Below are 22,962 nucleotides of genomic sequence, written 5' to 3' on the forward strand. Positions count from 1 at the left end.
GGATCGTGCCTTTTTGTATGGCAAGGTCTTTTTCTGCTGAATCCCCTCGTCTGTTCAATGGAGCTGGATCTTTTTTATGGGCGGTGTGGAAAAAATGGGAAAATTATGTGACCGGAAGTGGGTAAAAAGTGCCGTGCAGGACTTTTTTTCCGGGGTTTGACAGGTGGCAGGCAGGGTTGTAGTCTTTCCCACGATGCGCCGAAAGTCTTTGGCCGTCGCTATGCCGTACATGAAGCTCCGGTGGAAACATCCGGATAGAAAGGTTGCTGGTTTGTAATTGTTTATGATTCAGCCACCTACATAAACAGGGAAAGGAATAGGGAAAATGGGAAAAAGAGTGCTGGTGGTTGGGGCCGTGGCTTTGGGATCCAAGGCTGCCTGTCGTCTGAAGCGGCTGGAGCCGGACGCAGAGGTTCTTCTCATTGATCAGGATGAGCACATTTCTTATGGAGGATGCGGAATTCCTTACTATGTGTCCGGGGATGTTGCCGATGCATCAGAATTACAGAGTACAAGCTTTCATATGCTCAGGGATGAGCGTTTCTTTAAAGACTGCAAGGATATTGACGTGCTGACCCGAACCCGGGTCACAGCCATTAATCGCAAAGGGAAAACCATTGATATTGTACGTCAGGATGGTAGCAAAGACTCCCTTGCCTATGACAAGCTTGTGATCGGGACCGGATCGCGGGTCAGGGATCTGGCCATTAACGGTCAGAATCTGAAGGGAATCTTTTCAGTGGGATCTCTCCGCGATGCCATTGCCATTAAGTCAACCATTGCAGCTGGTCAGGCGGGAACGGCTGTAGTGGTGGGTGGTGGCTTCATTGGTCTTGAAATGGCGGAAGCCCTGGCAGACATGTGGGGTATTGAAACCACTGTGGTGGAAATTGCCGATCAGATCATGCCGGGTTTTGTAGGGCCGGAAATGGCCCACATGGCCCAGCAGCACATGGAAGGGCAGGGTGTTTCCTTCCGGCTGGGAGAGAGGGTTATCCGCTTTGAAGGGGAAGACGGTACGGTTGCCAGGGTTGTCACGGATAAGGAGTCTCTGGAGGCCGATCTTGTTATCATTGCTGCCGGTATTGTGCCCAATGGCGAGCTGGCTGCGGATGCGGGTCTTGAAGTGGGGTGGAACGGCGGGATTGTGGTGGATGCGCATATGCGCACCACAGATCCGGATATTTATGCAGGGGGTGACTGTGTACTGGTAGCCAACGCCCTGACGGGTAAGCCGGGCTATTATCCTCTGGGCTCTCTTTCCAACCGTCAGGGCCGTGTGATCGGAGATAATCTGGCCGGCAAAGAGTCTGTGTCTCCTCCCGTGGTGGGTAGTTTCGTGGTTAAACTTTTTGAAACCTGTCTCTGTGGCGCAGGTCTTACCCTGAAGCGTGCCCTGGAGGAAGGTTTTGATGCGGTGAGTGTTCGTATGTGCCAGCTGGACAGAGCCCATTTTTATCCCACCAAGGAACTGATGTACCTGGAGCTGGTGGTGGATAGGAAAACGCGACAGATTCTGGGCATACAGGGCTCCGGCAGCAAGGGGGACGCGACCGTGGGGCGGATTAATGCCGTAGCGGCTCTGTTGCCCCGTAAGCCTGTAGTGGAAGATATTTCCAACATGGAGTTTGCCTACTCCCCTCCTTTTTCCTCGGCCATGGATATTGTCAATGCCCTTGGCAATGTGGCGGACAACCTGCTGGATGGCCGCATGCACCCCATCGGTTGCGAAGAATTTGCGGAAAAATGGGAGGCCATTCAGAAAGGAGACATCTGTCTCATTGACTGTCGGGCCAGGGCGGATGCCAAGGTTTACGAGGAAAAATATCCTGCTTTCTGGAAGGGAATCCCACAGGATGAACTTTTGCAAAGGTTGGATGAGCTGCCCGAAGGCAAACCCCTTGTACTGATCTGCAACACGGGAGTGCGTTCCTATGAGGCTCAGCTGAATCTGAGGGCCAAGGGTCATACGGATAATGTGACGGTTTTTGGTGGAGTTGCCATGCTGAAGCACTGGGGAATGGATATCTGACAGGGCAAACCCCGTGCAGAGTGACGCTGCCATGGAGCAGCCCTTTTGGGCTGTTCCACAGGCTTCTTTTTTTCGCGCAGTATGTCTATTCCTCAAGAACGCGAATGTTGCGAATCATATTACGGAGGGAGTGGATTATTTCCATATCGTCTTTGCAGAACTCAACGGCAATACCTTTTTCGCCGGAGCGGACCACCACACCGATAAGGCTGATGTAGTTATCGCCCGGAAAGGGCAGGAATAGCCTGATCTCGGTGTCAGGAGGAAGAATGTGGCGGGTTTTGATAAAAACACCGCCACCGCTGATATCAAGAATATACTCCCTGTATTCCTGATCCTCACTTGTATATACCACTGGTTTGAAGACGGTAAGGCGCGGATTTTTCCGTTTTTCTCTGAAATCATCCATAGGCGCAGATCCTCAAGGGTATAAGTAAAAGAAAAAGGGGCGATCCGCTGAAGCAATCGCCCCGCACAGCAATATGGGAGGGAGGAGGGAGGTATGAAAACGTAAGAAACACCCTATAGAACATTGTTTATCATAGCAATGAGTGATTCGTATTATTTGGTCGGGAAAATTTCCCTTGTGTCTGGGGCCAATGCAGGTCCTCAAAAAAGGAGATGGTTTATGCAAAAAAAAAAGGTGCTGATAACCGGGGCCTCGTCCGGATTTGGTGAGGCCTGCGCCCGCTGGTATGGAGAAAGAGGGTGCTCTCTGATTCTTTGCGCGAGGCGAAAAAACCGCCTCGATTTCCTTGCTGGCGATCTGAATGTTCCCGTTTTTACCGTGGAGCTGGATGTGCGTGACAGGACAGCCGTGGACAGGGTGGTGAGCCGTTTGCCGGAGGATTTTGCGGATGTGGATATTCTTGTAAACAATGCGGGTCTGGCACTGGGGCTGGAGCCTGCTCCCAGAGCCAGTCTTGATGATTGGGAAACCATGGTGGACACCAATGTCAAAGGGCTGATGTATCTCACCAGAGCTATTTTGCCGGGCATGGTAGCCAGAAAAAAAGGGCATATCGTGAACATGGGTTCTGTGGCGGGGAGCTGGCCTTATCCGGGCGGTAACGCTTACGGGGCTACCAAGGCTTTTGTAGAGCAGTTTTCAAGGAATCTGCGTTGTGATATCCTGGGGAGCGGAGTGCGGGTGACCAACATTGCGCCTGGAATGGCGGAAACGGAGTTTTCTCTGGTGCGTTTCAAGGGAGAAGCGGACAAGGCCAGTGGAACATACCGGGGGGTGAAAGCTCTGACAGCAGAGAATATAGCAGAAATTGTGGGATGGGTGACCATGTTGCCCGCCCATGTGAATATCAATCATCTTGAGGTGATGCCCACCCAGCAGGCCTGGTCTCCCTTTGCCGTTTCCAGAGACGGGGCATGAAAAGACAAAAGCCAATCCCAAAAAAGGATTGGCTTTGATTTTGAATCTGTTTGGTCGGGGCGAGAGGATTTGAACCTCCGACCCCTAGCACCCCATGCTAGTGCGCTACCAGGCTGCGCTACGCCCCGACACAAAACGAAAGATTGTCTACACCACACTCCCTCACGCTGTCAAGCAATAAGGATAAAAAAATGGCGGAGCCAGAAAAAAAAGAAGGTACAGGAATGGCTGGTAGCCTGTCTGCCGGGTTTTGGTCACTGTCGGCACCTGTTCTTCCGGGCAGTTGCATTGGTGTGGTGGCCCCTTCCGGTATTCCGGATCCAGAGGCACTGGAGGCGGGGCTTGATGTGATCCGCTCCCGAGGTTACAGGCTGAAGGTGGCGGAACAGGTCTATATGAAAGATACCCATGGTTTTGCGGGTTCCGACAGTATCCGTGCCCGTACTCTCACAGAATTTTTCAGAGATCCTTCCCTGGATGCACTGTGGATGGCCCGGGGGGGATACGGGTGTACCCGGCTTTTCCCCTTGTTGGAACCGGATCTGCTGAAACATTTCCCCAAGAGAATTATGGGCTTCAGTGATGGAACCGCACTTCTGGCCTTTCTGGGGGAACGCTGCCATATGACAGCGTTGCATGGGCCGGTGATCACCCAGCTGGGCAGGCTTACCCATGAAGGCAGAAATGCTGCATTCAGGGCTTTGACATGGGTTGGTGAAGTTCAGTCCATGGGCTGGCAGAGGGTGCTTTGTGAGGGCAGGGCTGAAGGGCATCTGGTGGGGGGCAATCTTTCTCTTCTTACCCGACTGCTTGGCACGCCCTGGTGTCCTTCTTTCGCGGGTAGTATTCTTTTCCTTGAAGATGTGAATGAAGCCCCTTACCGTATCGACCGAATGATGTGTCATCTGTCTATGGCCGGCGCGCTGCAGGCCGTGAAGGGGGTGATGCTGGGTGCCTTTATGGGTTGCGGATGCATGCAGGAGGTTTGTGATCGTATCCTTTCCCACCTTCCCGGTGGCATTCCCGTTGTCTGTGGTATGCCATTCGGGCATGGTGAGAGCAATCAGCCGCTCGCTCTGGGAGCAAAGGGGGTGCTGGATACGAAAAAGGGATATGTTGAATGGAGCTGGCCCTGTGAAAGTGCTTGATGAGTTGCTGCTGGACGGTGTTCAGCAAAAGGTTTTTTCCGGAGTGACGGCCTGGGTTGGCGTTGGGGGGTATTGTGTCTACGAGGGGGCGGTGGGCAATGCTGGCGGGCCAGGTGCTCCTGAGGTAAAACCTGAAACGTTGTTTGATCTTGCTTCCCTCACAAAAATTCTTGGAACGGGTCTTGTTATGATGCGTCTGGTGGCTGCCGGACTGCTGAAGCTGGAAACGCCCCTGTGGCATATTCTGCCGGAGTGGCGGGACGGTATGGACCGGGAAAAAATATCTGTCCGCCACCTTCTGGAACACAGCTCCGGTCTGCCTGCCCACAGAGCCTTTTACAGGGATCTTGCTTCTGTCCCCCCTGGTTTTCGTGAAGGAGAGAGATTGCGTCGGATCCGTTGTCTGCCCCTTGAGTCCGTGCCGGGAGAAAGGGTCTGTTACAGTGATATCGCTTACATGCTGCTGAAGAGGGCGGCGGAGATCCGGGGGGGGGAGCCTTTTGCTTCTCAGGTAATGAAAGCTTTGCCCCCGGCTGTGCGGGACGATATTTTTTTTCTTCCGGCCCGGCCCCGTTCCGGGCAGCCTGTATCTTTTGCTGCCACAGGCTTCAGCTTTGATCGTCATTGTTTTCTCCAAGGAGAGGTGCACGACGAAAATGCTGCGGTTATGGGGGGGGTAGACGGGCAGGCCGGACTTTGGGGTACGGCCGCCGCAGTGGGGAAAGCGGGGTGTTCTCTGTTGGCTGCCTGGCAAGGAGAGGATGTATGGCTGCCGCCTTCCGTTGTGCAGAGCTTTATCTGTTGGCCGGAGGAGGGCAGGCGTCCTCCGGCCTTTGACAGGCCTTCAGGAACCTTATCTGCCTGTGGTCGCTATTTCTCACGAAAGACGGTGGGGCATCTGGGTTTTACCGGTACCTCTCTCTGGATGGATATGGAAAAAAAAATAGTGGTGGTACTTTTGAGTAACCGGGTTTACTATGGTAATTTGAATTGGAAAATACGGTCCTTTCGTCCCCGGTTCCATGATAAGGTAGTGGAAGCCCTTGGAAAGGGGTAATTTTGCTTGTAAACAGGTGTTTTTTTTGGTAGCGAAAGTTGGCATCAAGGTGGATATCCATGGGGGCGATATCCTGTATCCGGATCACGGGAAGCTGTATTTTCCGGATAGGGTCAGCCTTGCTTGCAAGTTCCCATGACGATGTTTCCTGCCCTTTGTCTGCTACCTTCACAGAACGGAAAAGAGCTTGAGCCTGCTAAAAGAGGGATCTGGGCGGTTTCCAGCCAGGCTGCTGTTCCGGTCTCCGGAGGTAACTGTCAGAATGTGTCAGAAAAAAAGTCAGAGAAGAAAAAATGTTGGATTTTTGCTTCTGTCAAGGTCTTTTCCCTGTCCTGCTTCGGGAATCAAAGCCATATTTATTGTAGAAAAGAGGGAGAATGAATCTTTTTCTGGATTCCGTCTTGGGTGTTTTTTCCAGTGATCTGGCCATTGATCTTGGAACAGCCAATACACTGGTTTATGTTAAGGGCAAAGGAATTGTCCTGAGTGAGCCTTCCGTTGTGGCGGTACGCACGGATAATCGTCATAAAAACAGGGTTCTGGCCGTTGGTCAGGAAGCCAAGAACATGCTGGGGAGGACACCTGGGAATATTGTGGCCATACGCCCCATGCGGGACGGTGTGATTGCAGATTTCGAGGTAACGGAGGCCATGCTCCGTCACTTTATTCATAAAGTGCATAATCGCCGAACTTTTGTTCGGCCAAGAATTATTATAGCCGTGCCCTCGGGGATTACTCCCGTTGAAAAAAGGGCTGTGAAAGAATCGGCGGAATCCGCAGGTGCACGGGAGGTTTTTCTTATTGAAGAACCCATGGCAGCAGCCATTGGTGCGGGTCTTCCCATTACGGAGCCTACCTGTAATATGGTAGTGGATATCGGCGGCGGAACAACGGAAGTGGCCGTTATTTCCCTGGCGGGCATTGTGTACAGCCGATCTCTTAGGGTGGCCGGAGACAAGATGGATGAAGCCATCATGCAGTACATTAAACGTAAATACAATCTTCTGATTGGCGAACGAACATCGGAAATCATTAAAACTACCATCGGAAATGCCTACCCCGATCCAGAAAATCTGGAAACCATAGAGGTAAAAGGGCGGGATCTTGTTTCCGGTATCCCCAAGATTCTTGCCATTGATTCAGAGGAAATACGTGTTGCCATCTCTGAACAGATAGAGGCCATTGTAGAAACCGTTAAAATTGCTCTGGAACGAACGCCGCCGGAACTTGCGGCGGATATAGTGGACCGGGGAATTGTTCTGACTGGTGGTGGGGCCTTGTTAAAAAATCTGGATAAACTGCTGCGGGAAAAATCCGGCCTGCCCATTACGGTAACGGAAGATCCTCTTGCCACCGTTGCTCAGGGCGCAGGACGGTCTCTGGAAAGCATCGACATCCTTCGGCAGGTGATGATTACCTGATACTATGTTTTCTCGTAAATTTATTCTGGTATGCTTGTTTTTTGTCCTGCTGGCCGCAACGCTTGCGTCGTTGGTTCTGAGCGGGAGACATCCCCGCCCTGCACAGGGACCGGGCGGGGTGGCCCTTACCCTTATGGGGCCTTTGCAGCATGCCGCTTCCCGGAGCATTGCGGCGCTGGGATCTGTCTGGCAGGTTTATTTTGACTGTGTCCGTCAGGCCCGGGAAAACAGGGAGCTCAGAAAAGAACTGGCCCTGGCCCGGGAGAATGAGAATTACTACCTTGAGCTTTCCATTGCCAATGAACGGCTCCGGAGTTTTCTGAATTTCAGGGAAACGCTGGACGGTGAAGTCCTTGCCGCAGAAATTGTGGGGAAGGATCCGTCACCGTGGTTTAAAACGTTCATTGTTAACCGGGGTCGGGCAGACGGGGTTCGTGTGGGCCTGCCCGTTGTGGTACCCGAGGGCATTGTGGGTCAGGTTGTGGAGGTGACGGGAAAGTATGCCAAAGTTTTACTGATCACAGACCGCATGAGTGGCGTGGATGCTCTGGTGCAGCGTACCCGTGCCCGAGGAGTTGTGAATGGCTCCGGAGCCTCTTTCTGTTCCTTTGCCTATGCCCTGCGCCGTTATGATGTTGCGGAGGGGGATGTGGTGGTGAGTTCCGGGCTGGACGGTATCTATCCGAAGGGGCTGCGTATTGGCATGGTGGAAGCGGTTGTCAGGGGGGATGAGGGCATTTTTCAGGATGTCCGTGTCCATCCCTTTGTCGATTTTGAACGCATTGAAGAGGTGATGATTCTTCTCATAAGCCCTGCTGAGGCCATGGAAGAGGACGAAGAAGAGGACGTTGCATGAGCCTGCTGCTGCACTATATTGTGATTTCCATGCTGACCCTTGCCATGACCGTTTTTTTTCCCGGGTACCCCTTATGCAACCCTATGCTGGTTTATACGGTCTATCTCGGGCTGGAGTCTGATCTGTTTCAGGGGCTGGTGCTGGTGCTGGTGGCCGGGCTGGTACTGGACGGTCTGACAGGTGGTCCTTTTGGGGTCTTTATTTTTTCGTTTCTGTGGGTTTTCTGCATGGTCCGTTGGCTGGGTGGCTTTCTGCGGACCTCCAGTCCTCTGTTTTCCCTTCTTGCCGTTCTTTCAGGTGTTCTTCTTGAAAATATGTTCACGATTCTCACCCTGGCATCCGGGACCCATGCTGCGGGAGCTTTGCCTGCGGCAGGTCGTTTTCTTGTCATTCAGATGCTGAGTGCCCTGGTCTTGAGTCCTCTTCTGTTGCGTTTTTTTCGGAAAGTTCACCATTGCCTGTTTCCGGTCAAGGCGGTGGGGCCTTTGCGATCCGCATCCCTCTAGTAAGAAGGAACGGTCATGGCCCCCGGTATGAACTATCTGAAAAGTACGGAATCGGACGGATATCGCCGCAGGCTCATGCTTCTGTTCTGGGTGGCAGCCTTTTTTTTTCTGGTTCTTCTGGCCAGGCTTTTCTATCTGCAGATTTTCCAGGGGCATGAATATGCCCGTCTTTCAGAGAATAACTGTATCCGTCTCCAGAGTATTCTGCCCCACAGGGGTTTGATTTATGACCGGCATGGCAGGCTTTTGGTGGATAACAGGCCGGCCTACGATCTGCTCATTGTCCCTGGTGATGTGAAAAATATGGATGAGGTGCTGGAACGACTGGCTGCTCTGACAGGGATTGCTGCGGATGAGTTTCGGGATCGCTTGGAAAGAAACCGGGGGCCGGGATACAGGGCCGTGCTGCTGCGTCAGGATCTGGACAGGGATGCGGTGGGCCTGATCAGTGCACGACGCTACGATCTTCCGGGAGTCCGTATTGATGCGAAGCCACGGCGCCAGTACATGTACCCCGGCCTGGGAGCCCATCTCGTGGGGTATCTGGGTGAGGTGAGCCTGCTGGAGTTGCAGCGGCCAGAAAATGCGGATCTCCGGGGAGGAGATTTTGTGGGCAAAACAGGTGTTGAGCGGGTCTACGACGGGGTTCTCCGGGGCGAGCGTGGTGGTCGGCAGGTAGAGGTTAATGCGCGTGGGCAGGTGATCCGTATTCTTCAGACCGTTCCGGCAAAACCCGGTGCCAGCCTCTACCTTGCCATGGACCGGGATCTGCAGGAAGAGACAGAAAAACTGATGGAAGGAAGGGTGGGAGCGGTGGTGGCCATGGATCCCAATAATGGTCAGGTGCTGTCCATGGTTTCCAGCCCTTCTTTTGATCAGAATCTTTTTGCAAGGGGAATCCGTTCGGACGAATGGCGGGCTCTTGTCAATAATCCCCACAGGCCCATGGAGAATAAAGTGATTCAGGGTCTCTATCCTCCGGCATCCACCTACAAGATGATTTCAGCCATAGCGGCTTTGGAAGAAGGTGTTGTGGATAGCGAAACCCGTTTTTTCTGTTCGGGCTCCATTCGGTACGGGGATCGTGAATTCCGGTGCTGGAGGAGGGGCGGCCACGGCAGTCTGAATTTAAAAGAGGCTTTGGAGCGGTCCTGTGATGTGTATTTTTATCATGTGGCCCAGCGTTTGAGCGTGGACAGGCTGGCCTGGTATGGAAGGGCTGCGGGCTTCGGGCGCAGAACCGGAGTGGATCTGGACCATGAAGAGGCGGGTCTTGTGCCTACGGCCGCCTGGAAGAGGCGGCGGACGGGGGTCCCGTGGCAGGGAGGGGAAACCCTTTCGGTTATTATTGGCCAGGGTTATAATCTGGCAACCTGCATGCAGGCAGCTGTCATGATTGCCGCACTGGGTAATGGGGGTACCCTTTACCGGCCTCAGGTTGTGCATGAAATCCGTAAGGCCGGAGGCGGTATTCTCCGGCCATTTACACCGGAAGTGACCGGTCGCCTGCCCGTGGAAGAGGCGCACCTTGAGCTGGTACGGAGCGCCCTGCGGGATGTGGTGAGCAGCCGTTCCGGAACGGCAAGGCGGATAAACGATCCGGAGCTGGATATTGCCGGAAAAACGGGTACGGCACAGGTTCTCAGTCGCAAAAGTGATGATGATGAAACGTCTTCCCGTCCTGGATTTGAGCCCCATGCCTGGTTTGTGGCTTTTGCACCCTATGAAAAGCCTCGCATTGCTGTAGCTGTCATTGTTGAGCACGGGGAAGGTGGGTCCACTGTGGCAGCTCCCATCGCTGCGGATGTCATTCGCTTCTATCTGGAAAAACAGATGGCCGATGATAAGGCACTTGAATAGGTAATGACAGGGGGAGCCGTTTTGACTGATGAGGTGAAAGGACCCCATGTTTGATCGTAGACTGATAACATATTTTGACTGGGGGCTTCTGGCCCTGACCGTGCTTCTGGGAGGCATGGGAGTGGCCGTCCTCTACAGTGCCGTTAATGCCGGAGGCCATGTATCACAGGAAGGCCTGCTTCTGAAGCAGCTTTTGTGGTTTGCCATTGGCGGTGGGGGAATGCTCCTGTCTTTTTTTGTCAGTTATAAGAAATTCGACCAGTGGGGGCTTGTCATCTATGCGGGCTGCATTCTTCTTCTGGTGGCCGTTATGGTTTTTGGCCGTTATGGAGGAGGTGCCAGACGCTGGTTGGTTTTGGGTCCTGTTTCCGTTCAGCCTTCGGAGCTGATGAAGATAGCCATCTGTATCGTGCTGGCCCGCTATTTTGCCAGAAACTTCATGGGCCAGGGTATGGGAGTTAAGGATCTTGTACAACCATTTATACTTGTTTTAATACCGTTCATTCTTATCGTGCAGCAGCCGGATCTGGGAACAGCCCTGCTGTTGTTTGTGATTGGCGGAAGCCTGACTCTTTTTGTGGGAGTTCAAAAAAAGACCCTGCTGGGCTTTATTGCCGCAGGCATGGCTGCTGTACCCGTGGTGTGGTTGTTTTTGAAAGACTATCAGAAGCACAGGATTCTGACTTTTCTGGATCCGGGCAGGGACCCCCTGGGTACGGGTTATCATATTATACAATCCAAGATTGCCATCGGTTCAGGGCAGCTGTTTGGTAAGGGCTTTCTTGGAGGAACGCAGAATGCTCTGGATTTTCTTCCTGAACAGCATACGGATTTCATTCTTTCTGTCCTGGCAGAAGAGTGGGGGTTTGTAGGCTGCAGTCTGCTGCTTCTTGTGTATCTGCTTTTTCTTGCGTGGAGTCTGAATGTCGCTTATCGCTGCCGGGATCCCTTTGGAACCTTTCTGGCTGTCGGTATCACAATCATGAATTTCTGGCATATTTTTATCAACATGGGAATGGTCATGGGATTGTTGCCCGTTGTGGGGGTGCCTCTTCCCATGGTAAGCTATGGCGGATCCTCAGTGGTGACGACCCTTCTGGGTGTGGGGATTCTTTTGAATATAAGTATGCGGAGGTTTCTTTCAGACTGAAATTTTGAGATCTCTGTCCTTTACAGAAAAGGGTGGCTTGCGGAGAAGAACCGGTCACCGTTGAAGCGAATGAATGGCAATGGCGAAGTCTGCGGTTGTAAAATAGAATAGTTTTTTTTATATGAATGTATAGTTTTAGTTAAGAATAAAGACTGAACTCTTTAAAAAAGTTTGAAAAAGGAGGGTGAATGGCAGAATATGCTTAAAATATCAGGATTTTTTGAAAAACACTTTGACTTTTTTTGCTTTTCGGTGGTAATTAGCCCGGATTAAGTTTATGGCTGTGCACATCGACAGATGTTCGGCAATCCGTATATCCGTCCGGTAAAGGCACAGGTAGGCAGAAAAAGGTCTGGGACGCATGAATTCTGGAGGGCATTTATGAACATCAGCGTGGACGGATCCTTAGGAATCCAGATCCTCAACTTTGTTGTGCTGATCGTTGTGCTGAACGTGGTGCTGTATAAACCCATTCGTGGGATTCTGGCAAAACGCAGACAAACGGTGGAGGGGCTTGAGTCATCAATTTCACGGATGAGATCCGAGGGTGACGCTTGTCTTGAGGCTGTGAAGGCGGGAATCAAAGAGGCCAGAACCAGCGGTGTAAGGGAAAAAGACGCCGTCGTTGAACGTGTCAGTGCGGAGGAAAAGAAACGGATAGCTGAGATTCAGGAAGGTATCCAAAAAGACCTTGAAGCCTTCCGTGTACGTATTGCTGCGGAAGCTGAAGAGGCCAGGAAGGCCTTGACTTCCCGGGCGGATGTATTTGCTTCTGCCATAGCGGAGAAGATTCTGGGGAGGGCCATTTGATTATGAAGGCAAAGAGAAGAACGCTCCTGTTTACGGGGCTGTTTTTTTTCATGGGTACAGGAGCTGCTCTGGCAGCAGGTGGTGAGTCGTGGAGTGCCATTGACACCTATCGGGTGATGAATTTTACTGCCCTGGTGCTGATTTTGTTTTTGCTTCTGAGAAAACCTGTTGCGAAATTTCTGAATAGCCGGATTCAAGGCATTGAAGTTCAGCTTGCGGAGCTGGAAGAACGGAAAGAAGCAGCTGAAAAAGAGCTGGCTGAGTACAAGCTTCAACTGGAACATATGGATCAGGAAGCGAAAACCATTCTGGAACAGTATCGCAGACAGGGAGAAGCAGCCCGGGAGCGGATACTCAAAGAGGCGGAGACTTCCGTGGCCAAAATGCGCGAGCAGGCCAGCCGCAATATTGAATATGAGTTCACCCGTGCACGGGCTTCACTACAGGCTGAAATCATGGAAAAGGCCCTGGATCGGGCAGAATCTCTGATTCAGGAAAAAATTCAGCCGGAAGACCATGAGCGTCTGACGCATGAATATCTTAAAAAGGTGGTGGCATCGTGAAAAATCTTGCGGTTGCAAGGCGATACGCCAAGGCTTTGCTTTTGATAGGAAAAGAGGACGGGCAGGTGGAAGCCTACAGAAATGAGCTGGCGGTTTTCTGCAAGGTTTTTCAGGAGAATGCTGGTTTGCGCCATATTCTTTCCAATCCCCTGCATGCCCGGACAGCGAGGCGGCAGATACTGGATGCGGTATTGCAAAAGCTTTCTATGTCTTCCATTACCCGGTCTTTTGTCTTGCTGCTTTTTGATAAAGGTCGGCTTGCCAGGATCATGGATGTGGAACGGTCCTACAAGGAGCTTGCCGATGAGTTTCAGAATATTGCCCGCGCGCGGATTGTCTCAGCTGTTACCCTGAGTGATACGGCTGTCACGGGCATCCGAGAAGCCCTTGTTCGGTTGACAAGCCGTGAGGTGGTCCTTGATGTGAATGAGGATCCCCGGATTATCGGTGGCATTGTCACTAAGGTCGGGGATCTGGTCTATGATGGTAGTATCAGAACCCAGTTACGGAATCTGAGAGAATCTTTTAAAAGGGGTGAAGGTATCTGATGGAAATCAAAGCGGAAGAAATCAGCCAGATCATCCAGGAGCAAATCAAGGATTTCGACCAGAGCGTTCAGCTCAGCGAAACCGGTGTTGTCCTGTCTGTTGGCGACGGAATTTCACGTGTGTATGGCCTTGAAAAAGCTATGGCCCTTGAACTTATTGAATTTCCGGGAAATGTGTTCGGTCTTGCCCTGAACCTTGAAGAGGACAACGTCGGGATCGCTCTTATGGGGCCGGATACTGGCATCAAGGAAGGTGATGTGGTCAAACGTACGGGACGTATTGCACAGGTTCCCGTAGGTGAAGCCCTCCTTGGTCGTGTGGTGGATACCCTTGGGCAGCCCATCGACGGTAAGGGGCCTGTTGAAAGTAAAGAATCCCGTCGCCTTGAGGTTGTGGCACCGGGTGTTGTTGACAGAAAAAGTGTTCATGAGCCCATGTATACAGGGCTGAAGGCCATCGATGCCATGATTCCCATTGGTCGTGGCCAGCGTGAGCTTATTATCGGTGACAGGCAGATCGGCAAAACGGCTGTAGCCATCGACGCCATTATCAACCAGAAGAACAGTGGTGTTAAATGCGTTTATGTGGCCTGCGGTCAGAAACAGTCCACGGTGGCTCAGGTTGTTGCGGTTCTTGAAGAAAACGGAGCCATGGAGTATACTACTGTTGTATCCGCCTGTGCTTCTGATCCTGCTGCCCTTCAGTACCTGGCTCCCTATGCCGGGTGTGCCATGGGTGAATACTTCCGGGACAAGGGTGAGCATGCCCTGATCATTTATGACGACCTTTCCAAACAGGCGGCCGCATACCGGCAGGTTTCGCTTCTGCTGCGCCGTCCGCCGGGACGAGAAGCATTCCCCGGAGACGTTTTCTATAACCATTCCCGTCTGCTGGAACGTGCTGCCAAGCTTTCCGATGAGCTGGGTGCCGGGTCCCTTACCGCTTTGCCCATTGTTGAAACACAGCAGGGTGACGTTGCGGCATTTATTCCGACTAACGTTATTTCCATTACAGACGGTCAGATTTATCTGGAACCCAACCTGTTTTTTTCCGGTGTTCGCCCTGCGGTTAACGTGGGGATTTCTGTTTCAAGGGTGGGGGGGTCTGCCCAGGATAAAGCCATGAAGCAGGTAGCTGGAACTCTGCGCCTTGATCTGGCCCAGTACCGCGAGCTTGAGGCATTTGCTGCTTTCGGCTCAGACCTGGACGCCGCAACCCAGCGTCAGCTGACGCGTGGTGCCCGCTTGGTTGAAATTCTGAAACAGCCGCAGTTTAAGCCCCTTAAGCTGGAAAATCAGGTAGCCATCATCTACGCCGGAACAAAGGGCTATCTGGATAAGTATTCCCTTGATATGATAGCCAAATATGAAGCCGGTCTCCATGCCTTCCTGGAAACCCGGTATGCGGGCCTGATGAAGGGCATTGCCGAAGAAAAGAAACTTTCCGATGAGTTGGAAGCGAAGCTGACCGAAGCACTCAAGGCTTACGGTGATGAATTTCAGGATACCATCAAGTAGGGTGTTCCCGTTTTTTTCATCAGCAAACACTGACTCGAAATAAGGTGATTTCATGGCAACGCTCAAGGAAGTCAAAACGAAGATCTCCGGGGTCAAAAAGACCAAGCAGATCACCAAGGCCATGAATATGGTCGCGGCTTCCCGGCTCCGGAGTACGCAGCGGCGGATGAGTGCTTTCCGTCCCTATGCGCTGAAGTACGGAGAAGTGCTGGGAAGTCTTGCGGGAAGAGCAGGGGAAGGTGCCAGCCCTCTTCTGGTGCCCCGTGAAGAGGTGAAGAAAGTTCACCTTGTAATCTGTACGTCGGATCGTGGCCTTTGCGGCGGATTTAATAACAATATTCTGGAAGCAGCTGCGGCATGGGTGCAGGCCCTGGAAGAAGGTGTTGAGGTTTCTTTCACAGCCTTCGGGAAAAAAGCGCGGGAATGGGTGCGGAAAATCAAAGGTGAGCTGACAGATGTTCATCTCGGTGTTGTGGGAACGGTATTCGGTTTCAACGTGGCCTCCACATCCGGCCACAAACTCATTACTGAATTTCTGGCGGGTACCTACGATGAGGTGCATATCCTTTACCCGGAATTCCAGAGCATGAGCCGTCAGGTGCCCTCTGTGCAGAGGCTTCTTCCGATTCCTGCCAGTAGCGTAGAAGAGGCGGAGGATTCAGGAGAGCGGGCGGACGATACCTACATTCCTGAACATATTTGTGAACCCTCACCGGAAGCCATGCTGAACGCCATGCTTCCGCGCAATGTCCATATTCAGATCTTCCGGGCCCTGCTGGAAACATCCACCAGCGAGCATGCGGCACGTATGGTTGCCATGGATAATGCGACACGGGCCTGCAACGACATGATCAAGGATCTGAACAGGGTCTTCAATAAGGCACGTCAGGCGGCGATTACCAATGACTTGATGGACATTGTCGGAGGGGCCGAAGCCCTGCGCGGTTAGGACCGGTACCGATATGTTTGATGCTACGGAGGCAAAGACGATGAGTAAAAATATTGGCAAGATCAGGCAGGTCATGGGGCCGATTGTGGACGTTGAGTTTGAACCGGGCAACCTGCCTACCATTCTGACGGCTCTCTTGATTACCAATCCCGCCATTAACAGCGAAGAGGATAACCTTGTTGTGGAAGTGGCCCAGCATCTGGGCGACAACATGGTGCGGACCATAGCCATGGACGTCACAGACGGCCTGGTTCGGGGTATGTCTGTAAAGGATACGGGAAGACCTATTCAGATGCCTGTGGGAGAAGCTGCCCTGGGTCGGGTTCTGAATGTTGTGGGGCGCCCGGTGGATGGCAAGGGTCCCATTGATATGTCCAAAACTTCGGATATCCACAGACCTGCACCGGCATTTACATCCCAGGATACCTCGGTCAGGGTTCTGGAAACGGGCGTCAAGGTTATTGACCTGCTGGTACCCTTTCCCCGTGGTGGCAAGATGGGGATGTTTGGTGGTGCCGGTGTGGGCAAAACCGTTATTATGATGGAAATGGTAAACAATATCGGTATGCATCACGGTGGTATCTCCGTATTTGCAGGTGTAGGGGAAAGAACCCGTGAAGGTAACGACCTTTACCATGAAATGAAAGATTCCGGTGTTCTTCACAAGTGCTGCCTTGTGTACGGTCAGATGACGGAGCCTCCTGGAGCCCGTGCCCGTGTTGCCCTTTCCGCCCTTGCAGAGGCGGAATATTTCCGTGATGTGGAAGGACAGGACGTTCTTCTCTTCATCGATAATATTTTCCGTTTCACCCAGGCTGGAGCAGAGGTTTCCGCTCTTCTTGGGCGTATGCCCTCAGCCGTTGGGTATCAGCCTACCCTTGCGGTGGATATGGGTGCCCTGCAGGAACGAATTACATCCACGGATAAAGGATCCATTACAGCCGTTCAGTGTGTGTACGTGCCTGCTGACGACCTTACGGACCCCGCACCTGCCACAACATTTGCCCATCTGGACGGTACGGTTGTTCTTTCCCGTGCCATTTCGGAGCTGGGCATTTATCCTGCTGTGGATCCCCTGGATTCAACATCCCGTATTCTTGATCCTAACTATATTGGAGAAGAACACTACAGGGTTGCCCGCACGGTGCAGCAGATTCTTCAGAAGTACAAGGATCTTCAGGATATTATTGCTATTCTGGGTGTTGATGAGCTTTCTGATGAAGATAAGCTCACCGTTGCCAGAGCCCGTAAAGTGCAGCGTTTTCTTTCCCAGCCCTTTCATGTGGCGGAGCAGTTTACCGGTATCCCCGGCTGTTATGTAAAAATTGAGGATACTATCCGGTCTTTCCGGGATATATGTGAAGGCAAGTATGATGATCTGCCGGAGCAGGCTTTCTATCTCGTTGGTTCCATTGAGGAAGCCGTTGCCAAGGCCGAACGTATGGCCGCTGAATAACAGACGAAGGGGGCCTTATGGCAGCCAGTATCAAGCTTGAGATCGTAACCCCCGAGCAGGTGGTGGTGGACGAAAGCGTACAGACTGTTGTCGCGCCGGGCTTTTTCGGGGAGTTCGGTGTGCTGTCCGGCCATACCTCATTTCTTACGGCGCTGAAGTTGGGTGCTTTGCGGTATGAGGATGGTTCAGGGAAAACAAGCTATGTTTTTGTCAAAGAAGGTTTTGCAGAGGTTCTGCCGGACAGGGTCACCGTGCTTGCGGAAGCCGCAGAGCGGCGGGAAAATATTGATCTTGCCCGGGCGGAAGCTGCTTATGAGCGTGCAAAAGAGCGTCTGGAGAAAAAAAGCAGTGAGGAAGCCGTGGACTTTGCCCGTGCCCGTGCTGCTCTGTCGCGTTCTGTAGGCAGGATTCGGCTGGTTTCCGGTCAGGACCCGGCCTGAAGCTTCAGAAAGTTGTTATGGGAAAAGGGGCAAGTCTCATCAGTGGGCTGCCCCTTTTTCTTGAATAAAAAGGAAAGACCATGTTTCCGTGTACTGAAAAAAAAGATGCTGCCGGATGGATGCAATGACAATCGTTTCGGGTGAGGCCCTTGCCTTTATTATTCTGGCGGCGGGCAAGGGAACGCGTATGCGTTCAGATATGGCAAAGGTGTTGCATTGTGTAGGGGGGCAGCCCATGGTTGTACGTGTAGCTGAAGCAGCTATGGGGTTGCATCCTGTAGCCTGCACGGTGGTTGTGGGCCATCAGGCTGAGGCTGTACGGGAGGCCCTGCAGGATTATCCCCTCTCCTTTGCCCTGCAGGAGGAGCAGCTGGGAACGGGGCATGCGGTTGCATGTGCTACGGATCACATTCCTCCAGGCTGTTCTCATATTCTTGTAATCTGCGGAGATACTCCTCTTATACGGAAGCAGACTCTTGCCCGGCTTTATGCGCATCATGTGCATACTGGGGCGACCCTGACTCTTTTGGCTGTCCAGCTTGAAGATCCCCACGGGTATGGCCGGATTCAGCGCGATGCAGCAGGTCAGATACGGGCCATTGTGGAAGAAAAGGATGCCAATGCGGAAGAAAAAAAAATAGGCCTTGTGAACACGGGGTTCTATTGTTTTAATCGGGAGTTTCTGGAACGAGAGATTAAAAATCTGCGTTCAGATAATGTGCAGAAAGAATATTATCTTACAGATCTTGTGGCGGTTGCCACGGCTGCCGGTGATAGAGTTGAGTGTGTCTGTGTGGATTCTCCTGAAGAGGTGATGGGAGTGAATTCGCCCGAAAACCTGGAAGAAGCCAACCGGTTTGCAGGAAGACTGACCTGTCTCCAGCAATTCCCTTGACTTCATTTCCGCTGGGTGATTATACTGGTAGTCAGGATAAAGAGGTGTAGATTGGAAAGAGATGTGGTTTTAAGCCGATTTGATGCAATAGAATCCAAGGTGGAGCGTTTGCTTGCGCATTGCAGAGCCCTTGAAGAGGAGCGCGAATCCCTGAAGGTGGAACTTGCGGACACGAATGCCCGGCTTGAAGAAATGATACATAAAGATTCTGAGCGGGTGCAGGATGAACAGGCAATGCAGAAAAAAATAGATGCACTCCTGGAGCGGCTTAATGCCTTTTAAAAGTGTAGATAAATCAAGCGTAACCCTAATGGTCTGCATATAGTGAACTTTGGATACCATCGTAACAATTCATATGTTTGGCGAGGTGTACAAGTTTAAGGCGGAGGCAGGTGTTGCCGATGCGAACGAGGTCGCCGAGTTTCTGATGGAAGAGCTTGCACGGGTTGAAAAAGACCTGGGGGCTCAGGCTAAAACCGTTACCAAGACGGCCAAGCTTCTGTTGGCCACCATGAATATTGCCAATACATATTTTAATCTTAAACGGCAGCATGTGGAAACGGTGTCAGAACTGGCGGAACGATCGGATGCCTTGCTGCTGGCTTTGGAGTCGGTTTCTGTTTCTCCGTCTGCAGAATGATAAAAGCCCCTGCTGTGTGCGTGATTGATATGCCCTTTGACCCAATGTTGTAAAAAAGGGAGCTTTCTCTGGTACTGGTGTGCATGTTCTGTACGCTGTCAGAAAAGCCTGAAGGTATCATAAGGCACCCACTTGAACCGAACGGTTCAAAGGTTTTCCAACACGGCACATGCGGGGGCATGCTTGATCAATCTCCTCCATCCTTTCTTTTTCTCCCCCTCCTTTCTTTCTTCTGAAAGCAGTCTTTTATGATGTTGAAGGATACAGCAGGGCATTGCTGTTTGTGCAGTAAAGGCTCTGGTTGTCTGGTGAGGTTTTTCGTTCTGCATAAATGAATAAAAAATCATACGGTGCGTGGTTTGCCGTAGCGGTGGCTTTTGGGGTGGGTCTGTGCTGGCTGGAGGAAGGTGTTCCGGACCAGAGCTATGACAGACAGGTAAAGTGTTTGCGTCTTTTTTTATTTTGATGCTTAGCACCTTGTCGGTGTCGGCATGTTCTGAATTCCAGGTAATAGGAAGGCGGCCGTTGAGCGGGTATGCTTTCATTTGGGAGTGAGGAGTTTTGCACAGGCACACCAAAGCCACTTGAAGGGATTGAAACTCCCGGCTCTGCGCATCACTGTGGTTTTTGAATGGGGAGATCGGGGAATGACAGGATATGGTATTCTGATAGGGTTTCTGGCTTTTGGAGCTGGTTTCGGGCTTGCCTACTGGGTTCGGCAGCAACTGGATGCCCAGAATGAAAGTGCCGCCAGAAATGAGGCTGGCCGTTTGCTTCAAGATGCGGCCAGGCGCTCGGAAAGTCTTCTGAGAGAAGCTGAGGTTGAAGCGAAAGACCGTCTTTTCAAGATGAAAAGCGAGTTTGATGCAGAAACCGCAGAGATCCGTTCTGAGTTGAAGCGCCAGGAACAGCGGCTTATTCAGAAAGAGGAGAATCTGGAAAGGAAGCATGACCAGAATGAACAGAAAGAGCAGGATTTACAGGCACAGGAACAAAAGTTTCAGATTCGGGAAGAGGCGTTTGCAAAGCGTTCCGAAGAGTTGGATGAGCTGATCCAGAAACAGCACAGCGAACTTGAAAAAATATCAGGGCTTACCAGTGAGCAGGCCAGAGAAATTTTGATACGGTCCATGGAAAACGATGCCCGGTATGAAGGGGCAAAGCTGGTCAAGCGTATTATGTCAGAAGCTCAGGAAGAAGCTGACAAGGAAGCCAAAAGAATTCTTGCAACGGCTATACAGCGCTTTTCCGGAGATTTTGTTGCGGAAAGAACGGTGTCGGTAGTGCCTTTGCCCAGTGACGAAATGAAAGGGCGGATTATAGGCAGGGAAGGCAGGAATATCCGCGCATTGGAAGCGGCAACGGGAATTGATCTGATTATAGATGATACGCCAGAAGCTGTTATTCTTTCGGGGTTCAATCCTGTTCGGCGTGAGGTTGCACGTCTTTCTCTGACCCGTTTGATTGCGGATGGACGTATCCATCCCGCCCGCATTGAAGATGTGGTGAAGGCTGTGGAAGAAGAAGTGGAACAGACCATTAAGGAAGCAGGTGAACAGGCCGCTTTTGATCTTGGAGTTCACGGTATTCACCCTGAGTTGATTAAGGTTCTCGGGCGTCTTAAATTCCGGACAAGCTATGCTCAGAACGTGTTGCAGCACTCCGTTGAGGTGGGTTTTCTTTGCGGGATCATGGCTGCGGAGCTTGGGCTGAATGTCAAGCTGGCTAAGAGAATGGGACTGTTGCATGATCTTGGAAAGGCTGTGGATCATGAGGTCGAGGGCCCCCATGCCCTTATCGGATCCAGGCTGGCAAAAAAATTTGGAGAGGCGGCTACGGTGGTTCAGGCCATAGCTGCTCACCATGAAGACATTCCGCCCGAATCTGTTTATGATCTTCTTGTACAGGCTGCGGACAGCCTTTCGGGAGCTCGGCCCGGAGCCCGCAAGGAGCTTCTTGAAAACTATGTGAAGCGCCTTGAGGATCTTGAAACTATTGCCTGTTCGTTCAAGGGTGTTGCTAATTCCTATGCCATACAGGCAGGTAGGGAGCTGCGGGTTATTGTGGAAAGTGATAAGATATCAGACGAAGAGTCCGTATTGCTGAGCAGGGATATAGCACGTAAAATTGAAGAAAGCCTGACGTTTCCCGGCCAGATTCGAGTTACGGTTATTCGTGAAACCCGTGCTGTGGGTTATGCGAATAAATAATTTTTTTTAAGATTCCGGCTATAGTATGATTCAGTTTTAGTGGGAGGAGGAGCTGTAGCTGTTGCAGCTACCTCCTTCAGGTTTATCAATGAAAGATCGGTAGGAAAGGGTTTAGGGATGCATGCTCTGGACGTTCTGAGGTCACGGGGATTTATCGAAAGTACAACGCATGAAGAGGAGCTGGCATCCTATTTGTCATCTCCCGGACGTTACTGCTACATCGGTTTTGATCCTACAGGATCCAGTCTTCATGTGGGACACCTGGTTACGGTTATGGCTCTTTCCCATATGCAGCGGTGCGGGCATCGTCCCATTGCCCTCGTGGGTGGCGGAACGGGAATGATTGGTGACCCTAGTGGAAAAACAGAGATGCGCCAGCTCATGACACCTGAAATTGTGGCTGAAAATAAGGCGGGTCTGAAGGGGCAGCTTTCTTCTTTTCTGGATTTTTCGGATGGAAAGGCTCTTCTGGTTGATAATGCAGACTGGCTTAGTGGCCTTCACTATATTCCCTTTCTCCGGGATGTGGGCAGCCACTTCAGCGTGAACCGAATGATCAAGGCAGAAAGCTATCGGGCCAGACTGGAATCCGAGGAAGGGCTGAGCTTTATAGAATTTAACTATATGCTGCTTCAGGCCTATGATTTTTACGTACTGGCAGAAAAATACGGTTGCCTTCTTCAGATGGGCGGAAGGGATCAGTGGGGGAATATTGTGGCCGGTGTGGAGCTTGTCCGTCGCAAGGCCCAGAAAACAGTTTTTGGTATTACTTTTCCCCTTATTATGACGTCTTCCGGTATAAAAATGGGAAAAACCCATGCGGGGGCAGTCTGGTTGGATCCTGAACGTACGTCGCCCTATGATTATTATCAGTTCTGGGTGAATACGGATGATGCCGATGTGGTTCGTTTTCTGAAGCTCTTTACCTTCCTTCCCATGGAGGAAATTGAGGAGGCATCCGCTCTTTCAGGTAGGGATCTGAATGGTGTGAAGGCGGTTCTTGCCTATGAGGCTACGGCCATAGTACATGGAAGTGAGGCTGCAGCGCAGGCGCATAGGGCTGCCTCTGCCATGTTTGGCGGGAGGGAAGTCCCCGAGGCTCTTTTCTCTTCCAGCCAGATATCCCGCAGCACCGAAGTGGATGGTGATGGTATGCCTTCTACTCAGATTCCAATCGGGGAGCTTGCTGTCGGAATATCGGCCGTCGACCTGTTCTGCCGTGTTGGCTTGTGTGCTTCCAGGGGAGCCGCTCGTCGTCTTATTGAGCAGGGAGGGGCGTATGTAAACGGACAGCGTGTGGAGGGTCTGGACGCTGTTGTTGTTGCTTCGGGTTCGGACGCTTCGGGTCTTGTGCTTCGCTCTGGTAAGAAGCACTACCATCGTATTGAAGCTGTATGATGTCAGTATTATGAGTTTTTTCATCGCCTTGATTCCATTGCTATCAGGGTGATGAAATTTTATTTGTGGGTTTTTAAAAAAACAGTTGACGTGGATGGCCCAGATCTGTATCTTAATCT

Annotated in this window: 22 protein-coding genes, 1 tRNA gene and 1 other RNA gene; 22 read left to right on the top strand and 2 right to left on the bottom strand. The window is 51.7% G+C overall.

From position 1 onward, the window contains the following. Positions 1-325 precede the first annotated feature (325 nt). On the top strand, positions 326-2,032 hold the full coding sequence (locus OOT00_RS13930; RefSeq protein ID WP_265426001.1) for an FAD-dependent oxidoreductase: 1,707 nt from the start codon (positions 326-328) through the stop codon (positions 2,030-2,032). 85 nt (positions 2,033-2,117) lie between these two features. Here OOT00_RS13930 and OOT00_RS13935 read toward each other — a convergent pair whose 3' ends face one another. Continuing rightward, a complete protein-coding gene (locus tag OOT00_RS13935) occupies positions 2,118-2,441 on the bottom strand; it encodes a PilZ domain-containing protein (protein WP_265426002.1) in 324 nt (107 codons plus the stop codon). Between the two features lie 219 nt (positions 2,442-2,660). Between OOT00_RS13935 and OOT00_RS13940 the strand changes: the two genes are divergently transcribed. Continuing rightward, on the top strand, positions 2,661-3,419 hold the full coding sequence (locus OOT00_RS13940; RefSeq protein ID WP_265426003.1) for an SDR family oxidoreductase: 759 nt from the start codon (positions 2,661-2,663) through the stop codon (positions 3,417-3,419). Positions 3,420-3,470: 51 nt separating this feature from the next. On the opposite strand, the gene OOT00_RS13945 is transcribed toward OOT00_RS13940, so the two are convergent. Then, positions 3,471-3,547, bottom strand: a tRNA-Pro gene (locus tag OOT00_RS13945). A gap of 63 nt (positions 3,548-3,610) precedes the next feature. Here OOT00_RS13945 and OOT00_RS13950 point away from each other — a divergent pair. The 20 genes from OOT00_RS13950 to tyrS all read left to right on the top strand — a co-directional run bounded on the left by OOT00_RS13950 (position 3,611) and on the right by tyrS (position 22,843). Beyond that, positions 3,611-4,567, top strand: a complete 957-nt coding sequence (locus tag OOT00_RS13950; RefSeq protein ID WP_265426004.1) for a S66 peptidase family protein — start codon at positions 3,611-3,613, stop codon at positions 4,565-4,567. Further along, positions 4,554-5,624, top strand: a complete 1,071-nt coding sequence (locus OOT00_RS13955; protein WP_265426005.1) for a serine hydrolase domain-containing protein — start codon at positions 4,554-4,556, stop codon at positions 5,622-5,624. Before OOT00_RS13950 ends, OOT00_RS13955 begins: the two co-directional genes overlap by 14 nt. 377 nt (positions 5,625-6,001) lie before the next feature. Further along, positions 6,002-7,045 carry a rod shape-determining protein gene (locus OOT00_RS13960; protein ID WP_265426006.1) on the top strand — a complete coding sequence of 348 codons (1,044 nt, stop codon included), beginning with the start codon at positions 6,002-6,004 and terminating at the stop codon, positions 7,043-7,045. A gap of 4 nt (positions 7,046-7,049) precedes the next feature. Next, on the top strand, positions 7,050-7,901 hold the full coding sequence (mreC, locus tag OOT00_RS13965) for a rod shape-determining protein MreC (protein ID WP_265426007.1): 852 nt from the start codon (positions 7,050-7,052) through the stop codon (positions 7,899-7,901). Next, positions 7,898-8,407 carry a hypothetical protein gene (locus tag OOT00_RS13970; RefSeq protein WP_265426008.1) on the top strand — a complete coding sequence of 170 codons (510 nt, stop codon included), beginning with the start codon at positions 7,898-7,900 and terminating at the stop codon, positions 8,405-8,407. The genes mreC and OOT00_RS13970 overlap by 4 nt, the downstream gene beginning before the upstream one ends. 15 nt (positions 8,408-8,422) lie before the next feature. Beyond that, a complete protein-coding gene (mrdA, locus tag OOT00_RS13975; protein WP_265426009.1) occupies positions 8,423-10,267 on the top strand; it encodes a penicillin-binding protein 2 in 1,845 nt (614 codons plus the stop codon). Between the two features lie 46 nt (positions 10,268-10,313). Next, the gene (gene rodA / locus OOT00_RS13980) at positions 10,314-11,417 is read left to right on the top strand and encodes a rod shape-determining protein RodA (RefSeq protein ID WP_265426010.1); all 1,104 of its coding nucleotides are present in this window, start codon (positions 10,314-10,316) and stop codon (positions 11,415-11,417) included. A 381-nt stretch (positions 11,418-11,798) separates the two neighbouring features. After that, complete coding sequence (locus OOT00_RS13985; protein WP_265426011.1) at positions 11,799-12,227, top strand: F0F1 ATP synthase subunit B family protein; 429 nt, start codon at positions 11,799-11,801, stop codon at positions 12,225-12,227. 2 nt (positions 12,228-12,229) lie between these two features. Beyond that, the gene (locus tag OOT00_RS13990; protein ID WP_265426024.1) at positions 12,230-12,790 is read left to right on the top strand and encodes a F0F1 ATP synthase subunit B; all 561 of its coding nucleotides are present in this window, start codon (positions 12,230-12,232) and stop codon (positions 12,788-12,790) included. After that, positions 12,787-13,338, top strand: coding sequence for an ATP synthase F1 subunit delta (atpH, locus tag OOT00_RS13995; protein WP_265426012.1), 552 nt, complete (start codon positions 12,787-12,789; stop codon positions 13,336-13,338). The genes OOT00_RS13990 and atpH overlap by 4 nt, the downstream gene beginning before the upstream one ends. Then, positions 13,338-14,855, top strand: a complete 1,518-nt coding sequence (gene atpA / locus OOT00_RS14000) for a F0F1 ATP synthase subunit alpha (RefSeq protein WP_265426013.1) — start codon at positions 13,338-13,340, stop codon at positions 14,853-14,855. Before atpH ends, atpA begins: the two co-directional genes overlap by 1 nt. Positions 14,856-14,907: 52 nt before the next feature. Further along, positions 14,908-15,804 carry an ATP synthase F1 subunit gamma gene (atpG, locus tag OOT00_RS14005; RefSeq protein WP_265426014.1) on the top strand — a complete coding sequence of 299 codons (897 nt, stop codon included), beginning with the start codon at positions 14,908-14,910 and terminating at the stop codon, positions 15,802-15,804. A 40-nt stretch (positions 15,805-15,844) separates the two neighbouring features. Next, on the top strand, positions 15,845-17,260 hold the full coding sequence (gene atpD, locus OOT00_RS14010) for a F0F1 ATP synthase subunit beta (protein ID WP_265426015.1): 1,416 nt from the start codon (positions 15,845-15,847) through the stop codon (positions 17,258-17,260). Positions 17,261-17,277: 17 nt separating this feature from the next. Then, entirely contained in the window at positions 17,278-17,700 is a 423-nt protein-coding gene (locus OOT00_RS14015; RefSeq protein WP_265426016.1) for a F0F1 ATP synthase subunit epsilon, read from the top strand. A 115-nt stretch (positions 17,701-17,815) separates the two neighbouring features. Further along, complete coding sequence (locus OOT00_RS14020; protein ID WP_265426017.1) at positions 17,816-18,595, top strand: sugar phosphate nucleotidyltransferase; 780 nt, start codon at positions 17,816-17,818, stop codon at positions 18,593-18,595. 51 nt (positions 18,596-18,646) lie between these two features. Continuing rightward, positions 18,647-18,877, top strand: coding sequence for a cell division protein ZapB (locus OOT00_RS14025; protein ID WP_265426018.1), 231 nt, complete (start codon positions 18,647-18,649; stop codon positions 18,875-18,877). 49 nt (positions 18,878-18,926) lie between these two features. After that, complete coding sequence (locus tag OOT00_RS14030) at positions 18,927-19,235, top strand: cell division protein ZapA (RefSeq protein ID WP_265426019.1); 309 nt, start codon at positions 18,927-18,929, stop codon at positions 19,233-19,235. A 3-nt stretch (positions 19,236-19,238) separates the two neighbouring features. After that, positions 19,239-19,417: non-coding RNA, 6S RNA (ssrS, locus tag OOT00_RS14035), on the top strand. Between the two features lie 465 nt (positions 19,418-19,882). After that, positions 19,883-21,445, top strand: a complete 1,563-nt coding sequence (gene rny / locus OOT00_RS14040; RefSeq protein WP_265426020.1) for a ribonuclease Y — start codon at positions 19,883-19,885, stop codon at positions 21,443-21,445. 117 nt (positions 21,446-21,562) lie between these two features. Next, positions 21,563-22,843: a tyrosine--tRNA ligase gene (tyrS, locus tag OOT00_RS14045; protein ID WP_265426021.1), complete on the top strand. Its 1,281-nt coding sequence runs from the start codon at positions 21,563-21,565 to the stop codon at positions 22,841-22,843. The last annotated feature ends 119 nt before the right edge of the window (positions 22,844-22,962 follow it).

Source organism: Desulfobotulus pelophilus (genome assembly GCF_026155325.1).
In the GTDB taxonomy this organism is placed as follows: domain Bacteria; phylum Desulfobacterota; class Desulfobacteria; order Desulfobacterales; family ASO4-4; genus Desulfobotulus; species Desulfobotulus pelophilus.